Source organism: Amycolatopsis sp. WAC 04197 (assembly GCF_003947475.1).
GTDB classification, from domain to species: Bacteria; Actinomycetota; Actinomycetes; order Mycobacteriales; family Pseudonocardiaceae; genus Amycolatopsis; species Amycolatopsis japonica.
In genome coordinates this window covers 372,247-387,969 of sequence record NZ_QHJK01000003.1, presented here as the reverse complement: position 1 = coordinate 387,969, position 15,723 = coordinate 372,247, and the positions used below count along the sequence as shown (strand labels likewise).

General features: G+C 68.6%; 15 protein-coding genes. 8 read left to right on the top strand and 7 right to left on the bottom strand.

The annotated features are described in order from the left end of the window. Positions 1–226: 226 nt before the first annotated feature. On the bottom strand, positions 227–1,615 hold the full coding sequence (locus DMC64_RS14865; protein WP_125733986.1) for a KamA family radical SAM protein: 1,389 nt from the start codon (positions 1,613–1,615) through the stop codon (positions 227–229). 142 nt (positions 1,616–1,757) lie between these two features. On the opposite strand from DMC64_RS14865, the gene DMC64_RS14860 reads away from it, so the two are divergent. The 3 genes from DMC64_RS14860 to DMC64_RS14850 are packed head-to-tail and all read left to right on the top strand — an operon-like array spanning position 1,758 to position 5,764. Next, a complete protein-coding gene (locus DMC64_RS14860; protein WP_125733985.1) occupies positions 1,758–3,368 on the top strand; it encodes an amidohydrolase in 1,611 nt (536 codons plus the stop codon). Positions 3,369–3,377: 9 nt separating this feature from the next. Beyond that, positions 3,378–4,970 (top strand): apolipoprotein N-acyltransferase, encoded by a 1,593-nt coding sequence (lnt, locus tag DMC64_RS14855; RefSeq protein ID WP_125733984.1) that lies wholly within the window; start codon positions 3,378–3,380, stop codon positions 4,968–4,970. Positions 4,971–4,996: 26 nt separating this feature from the next. Continuing rightward, positions 4,997–5,764 carry a polyprenol monophosphomannose synthase gene (locus tag DMC64_RS14850; RefSeq protein ID WP_125733983.1) on the top strand — a complete coding sequence of 256 codons (768 nt, stop codon included), beginning with the start codon at positions 4,997–4,999 and terminating at the stop codon, positions 5,762–5,764. Here the strand turns inward: DMC64_RS14850 and DMC64_RS14845 are convergent. Next, a complete protein-coding gene (locus DMC64_RS14845; RefSeq protein WP_063275414.1) occupies positions 5,718–6,515 on the bottom strand; it encodes a DeoR/GlpR family DNA-binding transcription regulator in 798 nt (265 codons plus the stop codon). The genes DMC64_RS14850 and DMC64_RS14845 overlap by 47 nt on opposite strands. A gap of 51 nt (positions 6,516–6,566) precedes the next feature. Between DMC64_RS14845 and DMC64_RS14840 the strand changes: the two genes are divergently transcribed. The 3 genes from DMC64_RS14840 (at position 6,567) to DMC64_RS14830 (ending at position 9,105) form a co-directional block, all read left to right on the top strand. Further along, positions 6,567–6,941, top strand: coding sequence for a DUF4406 domain-containing protein (locus tag DMC64_RS14840; RefSeq protein WP_228708280.1), 375 nt, complete (start codon positions 6,567–6,569; stop codon positions 6,939–6,941). A gap of 44 nt (positions 6,942–6,985) precedes the next feature. After that, positions 6,986–8,251: a sigma-70 family RNA polymerase sigma factor gene (locus DMC64_RS14835; protein ID WP_199754980.1), complete on the top strand. Its 1,266-nt coding sequence runs from the start codon at positions 6,986–6,988 to the stop codon at positions 8,249–8,251. A gap of 68 nt (positions 8,252–8,319) precedes the next feature. Further along, positions 8,320–9,105: an SDR family NAD(P)-dependent oxidoreductase gene (locus tag DMC64_RS14830; RefSeq protein ID WP_125733982.1), complete on the top strand. Its 786-nt coding sequence runs from the start codon at positions 8,320–8,322 to the stop codon at positions 9,103–9,105. Here the strand turns inward: DMC64_RS14830 and DMC64_RS14825 are convergent. After that, the gene (locus DMC64_RS14825; protein ID WP_125733981.1) at positions 8,998–9,999 is read right to left on the bottom strand and encodes a LysR family transcriptional regulator; all 1,002 of its coding nucleotides are present in this window, start codon (positions 9,997–9,999) and stop codon (positions 8,998–9,000) included. The genes DMC64_RS14830 and DMC64_RS14825 overlap by 108 nt on opposite strands. 73 nt (positions 10,000–10,072) lie before the next feature. Between DMC64_RS14825 and dapA the strand changes: the two genes are divergently transcribed. Next, positions 10,073–10,972: a 4-hydroxy-tetrahydrodipicolinate synthase gene (gene dapA, locus DMC64_RS14820; protein WP_125733980.1), complete on the top strand. Its 900-nt coding sequence runs from the start codon at positions 10,073–10,075 to the stop codon at positions 10,970–10,972. Between the two features lie 152 nt (positions 10,973–11,124). Here dapA and DMC64_RS14815 read toward each other — a convergent pair whose 3' ends face one another. The 3 genes from DMC64_RS14815 to DMC64_RS14805 form a co-directional block, all read right to left on the bottom strand. Continuing rightward, positions 11,125–11,472: an RNA polymerase-binding protein RbpA gene (locus tag DMC64_RS14815; RefSeq protein ID WP_005151365.1), complete on the bottom strand. Its 348-nt coding sequence runs from the start codon at positions 11,470–11,472 to the stop codon at positions 11,125–11,127. A gap of 226 nt (positions 11,473–11,698) precedes the next feature. Beyond that, the gene (locus tag DMC64_RS14810; RefSeq protein ID WP_037337954.1) at positions 11,699–12,457 is read right to left on the bottom strand and encodes a thymidine kinase; all 759 of its coding nucleotides are present in this window, start codon (positions 12,455–12,457) and stop codon (positions 11,699–11,701) included. 30 nt (positions 12,458–12,487) lie between these two features. Beyond that, positions 12,488–13,888, bottom strand: coding sequence for an MFS transporter (locus DMC64_RS14805; protein ID WP_125733979.1), 1,401 nt, complete (start codon positions 13,886–13,888; stop codon positions 12,488–12,490). A 270-nt stretch (positions 13,889–14,158) separates the two neighbouring features. On the opposite strand from DMC64_RS14805, the gene DMC64_RS14800 reads away from it, so the two are divergent. Continuing rightward, positions 14,159–14,833, top strand: a complete 675-nt coding sequence (locus DMC64_RS14800; RefSeq protein WP_199754979.1) for a transglycosylase family protein — start codon at positions 14,159–14,161, stop codon at positions 14,831–14,833. Between the two features lie 59 nt (positions 14,834–14,892). Here DMC64_RS14800 and DMC64_RS14795 read toward each other — a convergent pair whose 3' ends face one another. After that, positions 14,893–15,672 carry a glycerophosphodiester phosphodiesterase gene (locus tag DMC64_RS14795; protein ID WP_125733977.1) on the bottom strand — a complete coding sequence of 260 codons (780 nt, stop codon included), beginning with the start codon at positions 15,670–15,672 and terminating at the stop codon, positions 14,893–14,895. Positions 15,673–15,723: the final 51 nt, after the last annotated feature.

The window sequence follows — 15,723 nt, the reverse complement described above, 5'->3', positions numbered from 1 at the left end:
AATATCGACCCATGCTGGCGACGCCTGCGCTGGTCAGGTGGTTCTTGGTCCAAGAGGAGATGCGTCTCAAGTTGTGCTAAGCCAACCTGCAGGCCGGGCGTCTCCGGTTGGAAGCCGGTCGGTGTTTCACCGTGTGAGGCACTATCCGATTCGTCTGCAACTAGGCGTTCCCGGGGGTCCCGAACGACGTTCGGGACCCCCGGTTTCATCTAGGTACATGTAAAAGTCAGCCGTGCTGGCTGGCCCACCATTTCTGGCCGGCTTCGGGCAGTGTGGAGATCGGGTCGTAGTAGGGGTAGCGACGCTGCAAAGCTTCGGGGTCCTCGTGCTCGATCCCGGTCCGGTAGTTCTTGGTCCAGTAGGAAATGCCCAGCTCGCGGTCATATTCGGCGAGCTGGTGAACCCACCGCTTGCCGACGTACGGGACATCGCAGACGATCCGCGGAGTAGCGTAGCCGGGCAGATATCCCATGATCGCGTGCTGCAATTCTTGGGCCTCCCAGACAGCCACGCGCCAGTGCTCAGCATTGGGAATGCTGTCGCACATGTAGAAGTAGTACGGCAGGATGTTCGCCTCGCCCTGCAGCGCGAAGCACAGGTCCAGCAGGTCGGCCGGGGTCGCGTTCACGCCCTTCATCAGCACGCCTTGGTTGCGCACGTCGCGGACGCCGACGTCGAGCGCGGTCCTGGCGGCTTCCGCGACCAGCGGGGTCACCGACTGGGCGTGGTTGACGTGGGTGTGGATCGCGAGGTTGACGCCGCGGCGCTGCGCGGTGCCGGCGACGCGTTCGAGGCCTTCGACGACCTTCGGCTGGATCCAGTGCTGAGGCAGGGCGGCGAGCGCCTTGGTGGCGAGCCGGATGTCGCGGACGGTGTCGATGTCCATCAGCCGCATCAGGAACGATTCCAGCTGCGGCCACGGCACGTTCGCGACGTCTCCGCCGGAGACCACGACGTCACGGACGCCGGGGGTCTTCTTCAGGTACTCGATCATCGCGTCCTGGCGGTCGACCGGTTTGAGCGAGAGCTTGTGCTTCTCGACCTGTTCGGTGGAGTTGCCGACCAGGTCCATCCGGGTGCAGTGCCCGCAGTACTGGGGGCAGGTGGAGATCATCTCGGCGAGGACCTTGGTGGGGTAGCGGTGGGTCAGGCCCTCCACGACCCACATCTCCGCCTCGTGCAGCGAGTCCCGCTCGGAGTGCGGATGGCTCGGCCACTCGGTGTCGCGGTCGCTGCGCACCGGGAGCATGTAGCGGCGGATCGGGTCGGCGTACCAGGCCTCGGTCACCTTCGCCGGGTCGGTGCCCGCGTTGGGCGCCATCGTGTTGATCATCTGCGGCGGCAGGAGCATCGACATCGTGGCCATCTCGCGCTGGTCGGCGAGCATGTCCTCGTAGAAGCGCTCCTCGAGCTGATCGCCCATCAGGGCGCGCAGCTGCTTGGCGTTACGGATGCAGTGCACTCGCTGCCACTGCGCGTCGCGCCACTCTGCCTCGGTCACGTCGTGCCAGCCGGGGAAGCGGCGCCAGTCGGGTTCGATCAGCTCGACCCGGGTGTAGTCGTAGGGCTGATCGTAGGCGGCCACCGGCGAGGTCGGTTCCTGGATCGCAGTCACTTGTACTCCTCGTCGTCGGAAACGCGTGAAAATATCCTGTCACATCGTTCGGAAGACGTAAATATTCCTGTCCTGCGTGGTGTGTCGAAATCTTGCCGACCCGCCGGTCACGTGGGCTTCCGCACGCTGCAAACTCAGGAGGGTGACGAACGCGCGAACGACGCTCCTGCTCGGCGGGCGCATCTACAGCCCCTCGGCTCCCGACGCCACCGCCATGGCGATCACCGACGGCATCGTGGTCTGGGTGGGACAGGACGGCCCGGCCAAAGCACTGCATCCCGACGCCGAACCGGTCGACCTCGACGGTGCCTTCGTCGCGCCGGCCTTCGTCGACGCGCACGTCCACGCCACCGCGACCGGACTGCACCTCACCGGGCTGAACCTCGCGAACGTCCGCGGCGCGGGCGAACTGCTGGCCGCGGTCCGCGACGCCGTCCGGCCCGGCCAGGTGCTGGTCGCGCACGGCTGGGACGAATCCCGCTGGAGCGACGGCAGGCTGCCCAGCCGCGCGGAGATCGACGAGGCCGCGAACGGCGCGCCGGTGTACTTGAGCCGGGTCGACGTCCATTCGGCGCTCGTCTCCAGCGCCCTCGTCGCATTGGCCACCGGTGTCCACGAGGCGCCGGGCTGGTCGGCCGACGGACCGCTGACCAGCGACGCCCACCACCTGGTGCGGGCCGCGATGCGCGACGCCATCACCCCGCGGCAGCGCCGCGAGGCCCAGCGCGCGTTCCTCGCCGAAGCCGCCGCGCGCGGTGTCGTGAGCGTCCACGAATGCGCGGGCCCGGACATCTCCGGCGCGGAAGACCTCACCGACCTGCTCGCGCTCGCGTCCGAGCCGGGCCTACCGGAGGTCGTCGGCTACTGGGGCGAGCGCGGCGGAGTCGATACCGCCCGCGCGCTCGGCGCCAGGGGAGTCGCGGGCGATCTGTTCGTCGATGGTGCGCTCGGCTCCCGCACGGCCGCGCTGCACGAGCCGTACGCCGATGCCCACGGGACCACCGGAACGCTCTATCTCGACGCCGCCGCCATCGCCGAGCACGTCGCAGCCTGCACCGAGGCCGAACTACAGGCCGGTTTCCACGTCATCGGCGACGCCGCCGTGGCCGAGGTCGTCGAGGGATTCCGGCGCGCGGAGAAGGCCGTTGGCCGTCGAGCACTGGCGGCCCGCCACCACCGGCTCGAGCACGTCGAGATGATCGACGCCGGCCAGGCGAAGGAACTCGCCGGTTGGGGCGTGGTCGCGTCGGTCCAGCCGCAGTTCGACGCGGAATGGGGCGGCGAGCACGGCATGTACGTCGACCGTCTCGGCGGAGAACGGGCTCCGAAGCTCAACCCCTTCGCCGCCATGGCCGCCGAGGGGCTCCTGCTCGCCTTCGGCTCCGACGCTCCCGTCACGCCTGTCGACCCGTGGGCCACCGTCCGCGCCGGGACCTATCACCGCACGCCGGGCTCGGGGCTGTCCGCTCGCGCGTCCTTCACCGCTCACACCCGCGCGGGACATCGCGCCGCCGGAGTGAACGACGGCGTCACCGGCAGCCTCGTCCCGGGCGCTCCCGCGCACTACGCGATCTGGGACGCCGAGGATCTCGTCGTCGCGACGCCGGACTCGCGGGTGCAGCGCTGGTCGACCGACCCGCGCGCGGGGGTGCCTCCGCTGCCGAACCTGGCCGAAGGGGCGACGCTGCCCCGGTGCCTGCGCACGGTCCGCGGCGGAGAGGTCATCCACGATGTGTTCACCCGCACGGCCTAGGGTTCAGGGGTGTCCTCGACCGTGACCGATCCGGACCCCCAAGCGGCGCCCCGGAAACGGTTCTCCCGCGCCTGGCTCCTGCGTTTCCTCGTCGCCGCGGCGTCGGGTTTCACGCTGTACCTCAGTTTCGCGCCGCGTCCGCTGTGGTGGCTCGCGCCGCTGGCGTTCACCGGCTTCGCGCTCGTGGTGCACGGACGCAGGTTCCGGGGCGCGTTCGGATACGCGTTCGTGTTCGGGATGGGGTTCTTCCTGCCGCTGCTGACGTGGCTGCTGGACTTCCTCGGCCCGGATTTCGGGCCGTGGCCATGGATCGCGCTGTCGATGGCGCTGTCGGTGTACCTCGGTTTCGGCGGGGCGTTCGCCACGGTGGTGTGGCGGCTTCCGCTCGGACCGCTGTGGGCCGCGTTGGTGATCATCGCGCTGGAGACGCCGCGGGCTTGGTTCCCCTTCGGCGGTTTCCCGTGGGGACGGGTGGCGTTCAGTCAGCCCGAGGGCGCCTTCGTGTCACTCGCCTCGATCGGCGGCGCACCGCTGGTCGGTCTCGCCGTCGTGGCGACCGGTTTCGGGCTCGCGGCGCTGTGCCTGCGGCTGAGGGGCGCCGATCCGCGCCGTTCCCTCGTGGCCGCTGCAGCGGTGACGCTGGTGCCGGTGGTGGCGGGTCTCGCGGTGTGGCCGACGATCGGCACCGAAGCCCAGGACGGCGAACTCACCGTCGCCACGGTGCAGGGCAACGCGCCGGACATCGGCCTGGCGCTGGAAGGCCGCCGCGACGAACTGCGGAGCAACCACCTCGCCGAGAGCGCCCGCCTGCTGGAAAAGCTGAAGGCGAGCAACACCAAGGTCGATCTGCTGGTGTGGCCCGAGACCGCGATGGCCATGCGCACCGGTGACGCCGGCGTCGACCGGATGGTCCGCGACTACGGCACGCAGGCGATCATCGGCGCGCTGGTGCGGCTGCCCGACGGCACTGCCCAGAACTCCGCGCTGGTCTGGGATCCGGCGAGCGGCCCCGGTCAGCGCTACGCCAAGCAGCAGCTGGTGCCGTTCGGCGAATACGTCCCGGCCCGCGAGGTCGCGAAGCTGGTGACGCCGTTCGTCGACAGCGTGGCGAACATGACACCGGGTGACGGCGCCAACGCCGCGCTGTCGGTCGCGGGCACCAAGGTCGGCGTCTTCATCTGCTACGAGACCGCGTTCGACTACCCGGCCCGCGAATCGGTCGCCGACGGCGCCGAACTGCTCGTCGTGCCGACCAACAACGCCTGGTACGGGCCGGGGGAGATGAGCTACCAGCAGCTGGCGATGTCGCGGCTGCGGGCGGTCGAGCACGGGCGCGCGGTGATCGTTTCGGCCACCAGCGGGGTCAGCGCGATCGTCGCGCCCGATGGTTCGATCAAGGCCTCCACCAGCCTGTTCACCGCAGACTCCCTGGTGGGGCGCGTACCGCTGAGGCAGCAGACTACGCTGTCGGATCTACTCGGTGTGACGACGGAGTACGGGCTGCTGGCCCTGGCGATCGCCGGGGTTACCGGCGGGTACGTACTCCGTTTCCGCACCCGGCGCGCGAGCGCCGCCAAGGCAACGAGGGAAGCGGCGGGCTGACCCGCCGGAACACGGAGGAAAAGCGGATGGCGCAGGCGCCGCGGGGGGCCCAGGGAATCGACCCGGTGCTGGTGGTGGTCCCGACGTACAACGAACGGGACAACATCGGCCCGATCCTGGAACGTCTGCTCAAAGCACTCCCGGACGTGCACGCCCTCGTCGTCGACGACGGCAGCCCGGACGGCACCGGTGACGTCGCCGACGAACTCGCGAAGGCCGACGAGCGGATCCACGTCATGCACCGGACCGAGAAGGCCGGCCTCGGTGCCGCGTACGTCGCGGGATTCCGCTGGGGGCTCTCCCGCGACTACGCCACCATCGTCGAGATGGACGCCGACGGCTCGCACGCGCCGGAGGATCTGCCCCGGGTGCTGGCCGCCCTGGAGGACGCGGATCTGTCCATCGGTTCCCGCTACGTGCCCGGCGGCAGCACGGTGAACTGGCCGTTCCAGCGCAAGGCGCTGTCGTGGATGGCGAACTTCTACGCGCGGGTCGCGCTCGGTACGAAGATCAAGGACATCACCGCCGGTTTCCGCGCGTATCGCCGCACGGTGCTGGAGAAGCTTCCGCTCGACGAGATCGCCTCGCGCGGTTACTGCTTCCAGATCGATCTGGCGTTCCGCACGGCGCTCGCCGGGTTCGAGGTCGTCGAGGTGCCGATCACCTTCACCGAACGCGAGGTCGGTCAGTCGAAGATGAGCGGCTCGGTCGTGCGCGAGGCGATCGTCCTCGTCGGGCTGTGGGGGCTCAAGCGTCGCTGGCAGCAGCTTCGCGGGCTGGCCAAGAAGGGCTGACGCCCAGCACGCTCACTCCGAGTTTCCCCAGTTCCTTCACGGTCGGCTCGTCCGGCGCCGCGTCGGTGATCACGCCCGCGACGTCGGACAGGGGGAGCACGGTGAACGGCGAGGCCGCGCCGATCTTCTCGGAGCTGGCCAGCACGTAGGTGTCGGCCGCCCGTTTGGCGAGCGTGCGTTTCATCGCGGCCTCGTCGGAGTCGCCGGTGGTGAGCCCGGTTTCGGGGTGCACACCGGTGACGCCGAGGAAGAACAGATCGGCGTTGATCCCCATCGCGGCCTCGGCCGCGGCCGCCCCGCAGGTGACGGCGGAGTGTTTGAAGAGCCGGCCGCCGATGAGGAACACCTCGACCTTCGGATGCGTGACGAGCGCGGCCGCGACCGTGGGACTGTGCGTGACGATCTTCGCTTCGAGATCGACCGGGAGCGCCTTCGCCAGCGCGAGCGCGGTCGTCCCGCCGTCGAGGATGACCGTCGAGCCGAGCCGGATCAACGCTGCTGCACGTTTCGCGATCCGTTCCTTGCCCGCGACGCTGACCGCCATACGCGTCGCGTAGTCCGCGGTGGCGGGGGAAACCGGTAAGGCTCCGCCGTAGACGCGTTGACAGAGCCCGGCGTCGGCGAGTTCTCGCAGGTCACGGCGAATACTGTCCTCCGACACGCCGAGTTCGGCGGCGAGGTCCTTGGCCACGATCCGGCCTTCGGTTTTGAGTCGTTCCATCAGCAGGTCTCGGCGCTGCGCAGCCAACATGTGCACGTTCCTCCTTGTTCCTGCCGATTGTTGCACATTATGCTCCGTCGCATGAGCAAACCTTTGATGATCCTCATCGCCGGACCGTTCCGTTCCGGCACCGGCGACGACCCCGAACTGCTCGCCCGCAACCTCGCCCGGCTCGAAGAGGCCGCCTGGCCGATCTTCCGCAGCGGGCACGTGCCAATGATCGGCGAATGGGTCGCGCTGCCGGTGCTGCGCGGAGCGGGCGGGAAGACCGTCGCCGATCCGGTCGCCAAGGAGGTCATGTACCCGACGGCCGACCGGCTGCTGCACCACTGTGACGCCGTCCTGCGGCTGCCGGGCGAATCCACCGGCGCGGACCAGGACGTCGCCATCGCCCTGTCCCGCGGGCTCGACGTCTACCACCGAGTCGAGGACATCCCGGGGTATCAAGCCGCATAATGCGTCACTCGATCGAAGGTGACGTTTTCGGGGGAAGGTGAGCCGTGACCGGGAAGGTCTGCGGGATGTGCGGAGGTCCGCTGCCGTCGAAGGCGGATTCGCGCGGGCGTGCGGCCGTCTACTGTTCGGCCGCGTGCCGCCAGCGGGCCTACCGGTCACGGCGCGACCCCGCCCCCGACGTGCAGGCCCTGATCGCCGAGGTCGGCCGGGTCGCGAACCGGCTCGCGCCTCAGCCGCCGGAGGAGTTCCTCACCGATCTCACCTCCCTCACCTCCGATGTCGGCAGGCTGCGGCGCATCGCCCAGCTGGCGCTGCGGACCAAGGACGAAAACGTCACAGCGGCGCCCGTGACGGAAACCGTCGACGAAGTCGCCTTCGCCGCGAGGATCGAGGAGCACCAGCGAGAGTTGCGCGTGCACTGCTACCGCATGGTCGGGTCCTACGACGACGCGGAAGACCTGGTCCAGGAGACATTCCTGCGAGCGTGGCGCGGCCGTGAAGGGTTCGAAGGCCGGTCGAGCTTCCGCGCCTGGCTCTACCGCATCGCCACCAACACCTGCCTCGACTTCCTGCGGCGCAACAAACGGGTCCCTCGTCCCTACGACCCGTTGCCCGACGTCGAACAGGGCGAACCTCCGCAGTTCCTGCCCTGGTTGCAGCCGTTCCCGGACGACTCCGCGGAGTTCGCCGAGACCAGGGAAACGATGGAGCTCGTCTTCCTGGCCGCGATCCAGCACCTCCCGCCGAAACAGCGGGCCGTGGTGATCCTCAACGACGTCCTCGGCTGGAAGGCCGCCGAAACCGCGGACCTGCTGGAAACCAGCGTCGCTTCGGTCACCAGCGCCCTTCAGCGCGCACGCCCCACGCTGCGCGAACGCCTGCCGGAACGTCGCACCGACTGGGCCCGGACCGTGCGGCCGACCGAAGAGGAGCAGGCGATCCTGCGGCGCTACATGGCCGCCGCCACCGCCGACGGCGACAGCCGGGTCATGGCCGAGCTGCTCAGGGAGGACGTGCTGGTCACGATGCCGCCGAACCCGCTGTGGTTCTCCGGCCGCGACGTCTTCCTCGGGTTCGTCGCCAAGTCCCTCGATCCGGCTTCGCCAACGTACTTCGGGGAGTGGAAACACCTTCCGACCGTCGCCAACGGGCTTCCCGCCGCAGCGGGCTACGTCCGGCGGCCCGGCACCCGGATCTACCGGGCACAGGTGCTCGACGTGCTGCGTATCGAAGACGGGAAGGTCGCCGAGATCACCGCCTTCGAGCCGCACCTGTTCCCCGCGTTCGGGCTGCCGTTGACGCTGACCTGAGCACCGATGAGATCTCCGCGCCTTCCACGTCTCAACCGTCGTACCCGACAAACGTGGAAGGAAGACCCATGAGCCTGCAGAACAAGAACGCGATCATCTACGGCGCCGGCGGGGCGATCGGCAACGGCGTCGCCAAGGAGTTCGCCGCGCGCGGGGCCCGCGTCTTCCTCACCGGCCGCCACGAACCGGCACTGACGAAGCTCGCCGACGAGATCAAGGAGACCGGGGGACGGGCCGAAGTCGCCGTCGTCGACGGCCTCGACGAAACCGCGGTCGACGCGCACGCGGCTTCCGTCGTGGCCGAGGCCGGCAGCCTCGACGTCTCGCTCAACCTCGTCCCGCGTGGCGACATCCAAGGCATCCCGCTCGTGGAGATGTCGGTCGAGGACTACGTCCGTCCGATCACCGACGGCATCACGACGAACTTCATCACCGCGCGGGCCGCCGCCCGGCACATGGTCGCCCAGGGCTCCGGCGTCATCCTCGCCCTCGACAGTGGATCCGCCCACGGCAGCCCGATGATGGGCGCCACCGGTTCGATCGACGCCGCGCTGGACACCTTCATCCGCAATCTCGCCGTCGAGATCGGACCGCACGGCGTCCGCGCGCTCGGCATCTGGGTCGCGGGCATCCCGGAGACCCTCACGCCCGAGAAGCTCGCCGCGGTGAACAACCAGCTGCCGGCGACCCCCGAAATGGTGCGGAACGTCCTCGGCGGCCTCGCCGAGGCCCGGCTGACCAAACGCTCACCGCGCCTCGCCGAAATCGCCTCCACCCTGGCGTTCCTCGCCTCCGACGACGCCATGGGGATCACCGGCACGTTCGTCAACGTGACCAGCATGTACCCCAGCTGACCGAGCCGCCCCGAGCTCCGTCAGCACCGCCCGGATCGCGGGACTCGACTCGGCACTGCGGCGCCACGCGGCGTGCACCTCGCGCGTCGGCGGGCGCCGCAACGGCCGGGCGACGAGCCCTTCGGCCAAGGGCGGGCGCGCCAGCCGCGGGATCAACGCGACGACCTCGCCCGAGGCGACCAGCGACAGCTGCGTGGAGAAATCGTCCACCAGATGCCGCACATCGGGTTCCTCCGGAAGGCCGGCGAACACGCGCCGGAACCACTCGTGGCAGACCGTGCCGGGCGGACTGGTCACCCACGCGTGCCCGGCCAGATCCGCGCCGTCCAACGGCGGCTCGGACCGCGCCAGGGAATGGGTCTCGGCCATGACGACATCACCGAGGTCGGTGTGCACCAGACGCCGCGACAACGCGGGGGAGAGTGGGACCGGTAGACCGTCGGCGTCATGCAGGAGCGCGAGGTCGGCCGTCCCGGCCTCGACCGAATGCAGCGCCTGGTCGGGGTCCTGCTCGGTGATGTGCAAGCGCAGGTCGGGATAGCGCGTCAGGAGCCGCGGATGGACGGGGGCGAGCAGGCCGCGGATACCGGTCGAGAACGCGGCCACCCGCAGGACCCCGCGCGGCGCGCCCTCCGCGACCGACTGAGCGGCCTCGGCGCACCGTTCGAGTGCCTGGAACACCTCCAGCGAGGAGTCGACGACGGCCTGACCTGCCGGAGTCAGCACGACACCGCGGCCGGCCGGGGCGAGCACCGGCATCCCGATCTGGCGCTCCAGCCGCTTGATCTGCTGCGACACCGCGGACGCCGTGAAGCCCAGCTCGTCCGCCGCCCGCGCCAACGTCCCCAACGCGGCCACCGACCGCAACGCTCGCAGAGCCCCGACCTCGATCATGAAGCCAGGCTACGCAATACCGTCCAAAAACCATCGCTGGACCGCAGGTATCGACGCCGACAGGATCGACCGCATGACCGGAACAGTCTTCGGCACCAACCTCGTCGCCATGGTCACCCCGATGGAACCCGGCGGTGCGCTCAGCGAACCCGGCCTCACCGGCCTGGTGGACCATCTGCTCGCCACCGACTGCGACGGCATCGTCGTCGGCGGAACCACCGGGGAGTCACCCACCCTGACCGACGCCGAAGCAGCGCGGCTCGTCCACACCGTGGCGAGCCGCGCCGGGAACCGGGCCCGCGTGATCGCCGGAGTCGGCACCTACGACACCACCGCCTGCATCCGGCGCGCGAAGGAAGCCGAGGCGGCCGGCGCCGACGCGCTCCTGCTCGTCTGCCCCTACTACTCCAAGCCGACCCAGGCCGGGATCGTCGTCCACTGCCAAGCGGTCGCCGACGCCACCGACCTGCCCGTCATGCTCTACGACGTCCCGGCCCGCACCGGCACGGCCCTCGAAGTGGCCACTCTGATCGAACTCGCGCACCACCCCAGGATCCGGGCCGTGAAGGACGCCAAGGGCGACCTGTTCGAAGCGATGACCGTCATGGCGCACACGTCGCTGGCCTATTACTGCGGCATCGACGAGCTCAACCTGCCCTACCTCGCCGCCGGCGCCACCGGCCTGGTCAGCGTCGTGGGCAACGCCTTCGCCGACCGCAACGCCGAGCTCATCCGAGCCGTACGCGGGGGAGACCTCGACACCGCGCGCTCGCTCAACGCCGGGTTGCTTCCCCTGGCGGAGGCCGTCATGCGCACCTCTCAGGGAGCGATCATGGCGAAGGCGGCGCTGGCCGAACTCGGCGTCATCCCGCACGCGACGGTCCGGCTCCCGCTGCTGGAATCGCCGCCGGAGCACCTACGGCGCCTTCGCGACGCGTTGACGTCACTCGGCGCCGGGTTGCTCCCCGCCTGATCGGTCGCAGGATGTCAGGAAAGGGTCGTTCCTGACGTTTCTTGTCCTGAACGGCCCTTTCCTGACATCCCCGAGACACGGCGAAGCCCCCGCGGAGGGAGGTCGCGGGGGCTTCGCCGGTTCGTGGTGGGGCTAGCTACTTGTGCCGTGCGTCAGGCGGACCGGGTGGTCCTGCGTCCCTTCAGCTCGGCGAGACGTTCGTTGAGCAGATCTTCGAGCTCCGGGATCGAACGGCGCTCCAGGAGCATGTCCCAGTGCGTCCTCGGGGGCTTGACCTTCTTCTGCTCCGGCTGCCCGCCGTCCACGATCTCGGACTCGCTGCCGTGCAGCCTGCACTCCCACACCGAGGGGATCTCGGCGTCGTCGGAGAAGGGCACCTCGAACTCGTGGTTCTTGGGGCAGGCGTAGCGCACGGTGCGCCGAGGCGCGAGGTCGTGGTTGCGGTCGGTCTCGTAGCTGACCGCTCCCAGCCGGCTTCCACGGAGAACACGGTCGGCCATGATGGGGGTCCTTTCAGTCAGCTCCGGGTGGAGCCAGGGTGATGCTCACCCTATGCAACGACGATGAGGCCCAGGAGATTCCCTGAGCAGCATGTCCTTGCTCACGATGAGCTGTGTCACCCGGTGGCAACAGCTTCTCCTAGTAGGAGTGGTTTCGCGCTCTGGCGTGACGTCAATACGGCCATCTTGGTGCGGATATCCCCCAGATGGGCTAGTAGTACGCCTGTCACGTCAACCGTAACTGACCGTGTTGGGCCGAGGTCGGCCCCAGGTCGCCCAGTCGAAAGTGCCGACGGCACAATACCTGATAACGGACCGTGTTCGGTTCGCCCTCGGAACGTGATGCCGATGAACTTTCAACTAGCGCCTGCTCGGTATCCGCGACCACCACGGTGTCCCCGGCCCGCAGCACCTCACCATCGGAAACCCGCGCGTTGAACCGCCCCGTCTGCCCGCACCAGCACAACACCTCGACCTGGACCGGCTGCAACTCGTCCGCCAGCTCGAACAACCGCGCGGCACCCGGGAACAACATGCTCCGGAAATCCGTCGCGATCCCGAAGCAGTACACGTCGATCTGGACGTCATCGGCCAGTTCAGCCAGCTGATCCACCTGATCAGGCGACAAGAACTGCGCCTCGTCGACGATCAGGTAGTCCACATGCCGCCCGGCCGCCCACTGCTCACGCACCAGCAACCGCAGGTCGGTCTCGTTCCCCACCTCGATCGCCTTGCGCGTCAACCCGATCCGGCTGGTGATCTGCGGCTCCCCGGACCGGTCATGCCGCACCAGCACCATCCCGCGACGACCCTGCCGCGCATGGTTGTGGTCGATCTGCAACGCCAGCGTCGACTTCCCGCAGTCCATCGGCCCGTAGCAGAACTTCAACTTCCCGACGACCGGCACACCCCGCCGTGAACCCGCCACCGGCACCGACGACAACGCGTCCGTGGGATCCGGGCCACTCTCCTTCAGTACGGTCACGACGCTCGACCCTATCGGCACGCTCCGCCGTCACAGCACCGCCGGTGGTCGGTTACCCGCCGCCTCGATCGCCCGGCGCACCGGGACCAGCCACACGAACACGAAACCGAGCACGAAGAAGATCACCAGCGCGATGATCGCGTACCGGAACGAACCGGTGATCTGCCCGACCGCGGCGAACAACAGGGGACCGAGCCACGACGTCCCCCGCTCACCGACCACGTACAGCGAGAAGTACTGCGCGTCCTTGCCCTCCGGGATCATCTGCCCGAACAACGACCGCGACAACGCGTTCGTCCCACCCAGCACCAACCCGATCCCGACCGCCACCGCGTAGAACTGCAACGGCTGACCGGCCTCGATGAAGAACGCGAAGCACAGCACGACCACCCAGGCCACCAGACTGCCCAAGATCGTCTTCTTCGCCCCGATCCGGGCCGCGATCGCGCCATGGATCATCGCGCCGGCGTAGGCCAGGAACTGGATCACCAGGATCGTGACGATCAGCACCTGGGTGCTGTACTTCAGCTCGTCCTTCCCGTACTGCGCCGACACCGCCACCACCGTCGTGATCCCGTCGGTGAAGACCAGGTAGCTGCCGAGGAACGCCAGCGTCAGGGGATACGCCTTCGCGTCCTTGATCGTCCGCCCCAGCTCCTTGAACCCGGCCGTCAGCACCGACAGACCCCGGTCGCCCGACTTCGGCACATGAGTCTGGGGGAGCGCCCGCACCGCCGGGATCGTGAACACCGCCCACCAGATCCCCGACGTCAGGAAGCAGATCTGGATCGCCAGCCCTTCACTCACCCCGAAGAACTCGTGCCCCATGAAGAACCCGAGCTGCAACGCCAGCGCCAGGCCACCGCCGAGATAGCCGAACGCCCAACCCTTCGACGACACCGCGTCCCGCTCGTCCGGCTCCGCGATGTCCACCAGGAACGAGTAGTAGACGACCAGCGCACCGCCGTAACCGATGTTCGCCAGGATGAACGTCCAGACCCCGACCTCCCAGTTCGTCCCCGCGATGAAGAACATCAGCGCCGAGGCCGCCGCGCCCAGGAACGCGAACCCGCCGAGGATCCGCCGCTTGTGCCTGCTGCGGTCCGCGATCGCCCCGGCGATCGGCAGCACCAGCACCTGGGTCACCGTCGCGATCGACAGCAGATATCCCCACAGCGAACCCGCCGGGAACTCCAGTCCGAACAACGAGACGTCGCAGTTCTGCAGGGTGCTCGAAGCTCCACTCGAATCGGTGCACGCCCTGTCCCCGTTAAGGGTGAAATTCGCCTTCGCGTCCGCGGACGCGATCTCGCTCAAATAGAGCGCTCCGAAGACGGTGATCACCGACGAATAGAACGGCGAATTGGCCCAGTCGTAGAGGTACCAAGCCCGCCACACCCGCTTGCGTTCACGGGTCACGGCCACCGTCATGCACAGCTCCTGAAGTCGAGAACGTCGAGGTCAGCGGGAGACTACTGGTGATCACACCCACCTGTCCGGCACGAGTCCGGACCGTGTTCGTTTCGACGCGAGACGAACCCTCGCCGGACACCTTCCCGGCCATCGTCGGCGTGTCGCTGCCACGATCCCCGTGTGTTTCGTGTGAGGCTGGTGAGCGAGCTGTGACTCTTGTGAAGCAAGTGTCCGGTATTTACTGTTCCGCTCATGAGGACCCATCGCCTTCGCACAGCACACCGCGTAGTGGCGAGAACGCTCCTGCTCGCCCTCGCCGTCACGGGCCTGCAGATCGCCACCACCGGATCCGCCGCCGCGGATCCCCACGGCACCTACTGGTCCAAGCTCCGCATGTGTGAATCGAGCGGGCGCTACAACATCAACACCGGCAACGGCTACTACGGCGCCTACCAGTTCGACCTGCCCACCTGGCGCAGCGTCGGCGGCCAAGGACGACCCGACCAGGCCACCCCTCGCGAACAGGACTACCGGGCCCTCTACCTGTACCGCATGCGCGGCTGGCAACCGTGGGAATGCGCCGGCAAACTCGGCTTCCGCAACGACAGCGACGGCCGCAGCAAACGCGTCCCGTCCTACGCCGAATCGGCCTACATCGGCGGGGGAGGACAGCCCGCCCCGCCGCCCGCACCCAAACCGAAGCCCACCCCGCCCGCACCGCCCGGCGGCCCCAAACCCGCCTGGCCCGGCGTCGTCTACGCCTACGGCGACTGCGCCGTCGCACTCAAGCAGTTCCAGCTGCGGATGAACGCCTTCGGCTACGGCTTCACCGGAACCGGCTGCTACTACGACAAAACCCGCGAAGCCGTCCTCGCCCTCCAGCGCGCCAACGGCATCAACGACTCAGGACGGCTCGGCCCCAAGACCTGGGACGCCGCCTGGAACGGCAAACCACCCCGCTGACCCCCTCGCGTTTAGTCCTCTAAATGCGTGTGAGCGCATTCAGAGGACTAAACGCGGGATCAGGAAGGCCAGGAACCCCGCTCCCGAAGCACCTCACGCAGCAGATCCGGCCGATCCGTCACGATCCCGTGCACCCCCAGATCCAGCAGCAACCGCATCTCCGCCGGATCGTCCACCGTCCACGTGTGCACCTCGAAACCCCCACGCGTCGCCTGCCGCAGGAACGCCCGGTCCACCACCTTCAACCGCCCCTGCCGCACCGGCACCTGCGCCATCGCACCCCGCGACAACGCCCGCAACGAAAACAGCGGCAAGAACCCGTTCGCCCACATCACCGCCACCGAACGCGGACCCATCGCCGTCACCAGCTTCGGCCCCGCCAACTTCCGGATCCGGGCCAGCCGCGCGTCGGAGAACGACGCCGCCGCGACCCGGTCATGCGCACCGGTCCGCTCTATCGCCCGGACGAACGGCTCCACCGCCTCGTTCGACTTCACGTCGATGTTGAACCGCGCCTCCGGCAACTCCTCGAGCACGTCCTCCAGCCGCGAAAGGGGCACACGGCCCCCGATCTTGACCGTCCGCAGCTGCGCCCAGGTCTGCCGCGAGATCAACCCCGCGCCATCGGTCGTCCGATCCAACGACGCGTCGTGATGCACGACCACCACGCCATCCGACGTCGCGTGCACATCCGTCTCGAGATAGCGATAACCCTCCGTCACCGCCTGCTGGAAGGCCGGCAACGAGTTCTCCAGTCCTTCCAGGTCACCGAGGTGCCAGCCCCGATGGGCGAAGGCACGCGGAAGCGGATCTGCGAGGTACGGAAACAGTGTCGGCACCCCACTAGTGTGCACTTCGGTCGTGGCCCCGGCATGATCGTCGGGTGGCCA

Excerpts from the sequence above, each read along its gene's own strand:
- DMC64_RS14850 (WP_125733983.1), top strand. The coding sequence starts at position 4,997 with ATGGCGCAGGCGCCGCGGGGGGCCCAGGGAATCGACCCGGTGCTGGTG.
- dapA (WP_125733980.1), top strand. The coding sequence starts at position 10,073 with ATGACCGGAACAGTCTTCGGCACCAACCTCGTCGCCATGGTCACCCCG.
- DMC64_RS14840 (WP_228708280.1), top strand. The coding sequence starts at position 6,567 with ATGAGCAAACCTTTGATGATCCTCATCGCCGGACCGTTCCGTTCCGGC.
- DMC64_RS14815 (WP_005151365.1), bottom strand. The coding sequence starts at position 11,472 with ATGGCCGACCGTGTTCTCCGTGGAAGCCGGCTGGGAGCGGTCAGCTAC.
- DMC64_RS14845 (WP_063275414.1), bottom strand. The coding sequence starts at position 6,515 with ATGTTGGCTGCGCAGCGCCGAGACCTGCTGATGGAACGACTCAAAACC.
- DMC64_RS14825 (WP_125733981.1), bottom strand. The coding sequence starts at position 9,999 with ATGATCGAGGTCGGGGCTCTGCGAGCGTTGCGGTCGGTGGCCGCGTTG.
- DMC64_RS14805 (WP_125733979.1), bottom strand. The coding sequence starts at position 13,888 with ATGACGGTGGCCGTGACCCGTGAACGCAAGCGGGTGTGGCGGGCTTGG.
- DMC64_RS14830 (WP_125733982.1), top strand. The coding sequence starts at position 8,320 with ATGAGCCTGCAGAACAAGAACGCGATCATCTACGGCGCCGGCGGGGCG.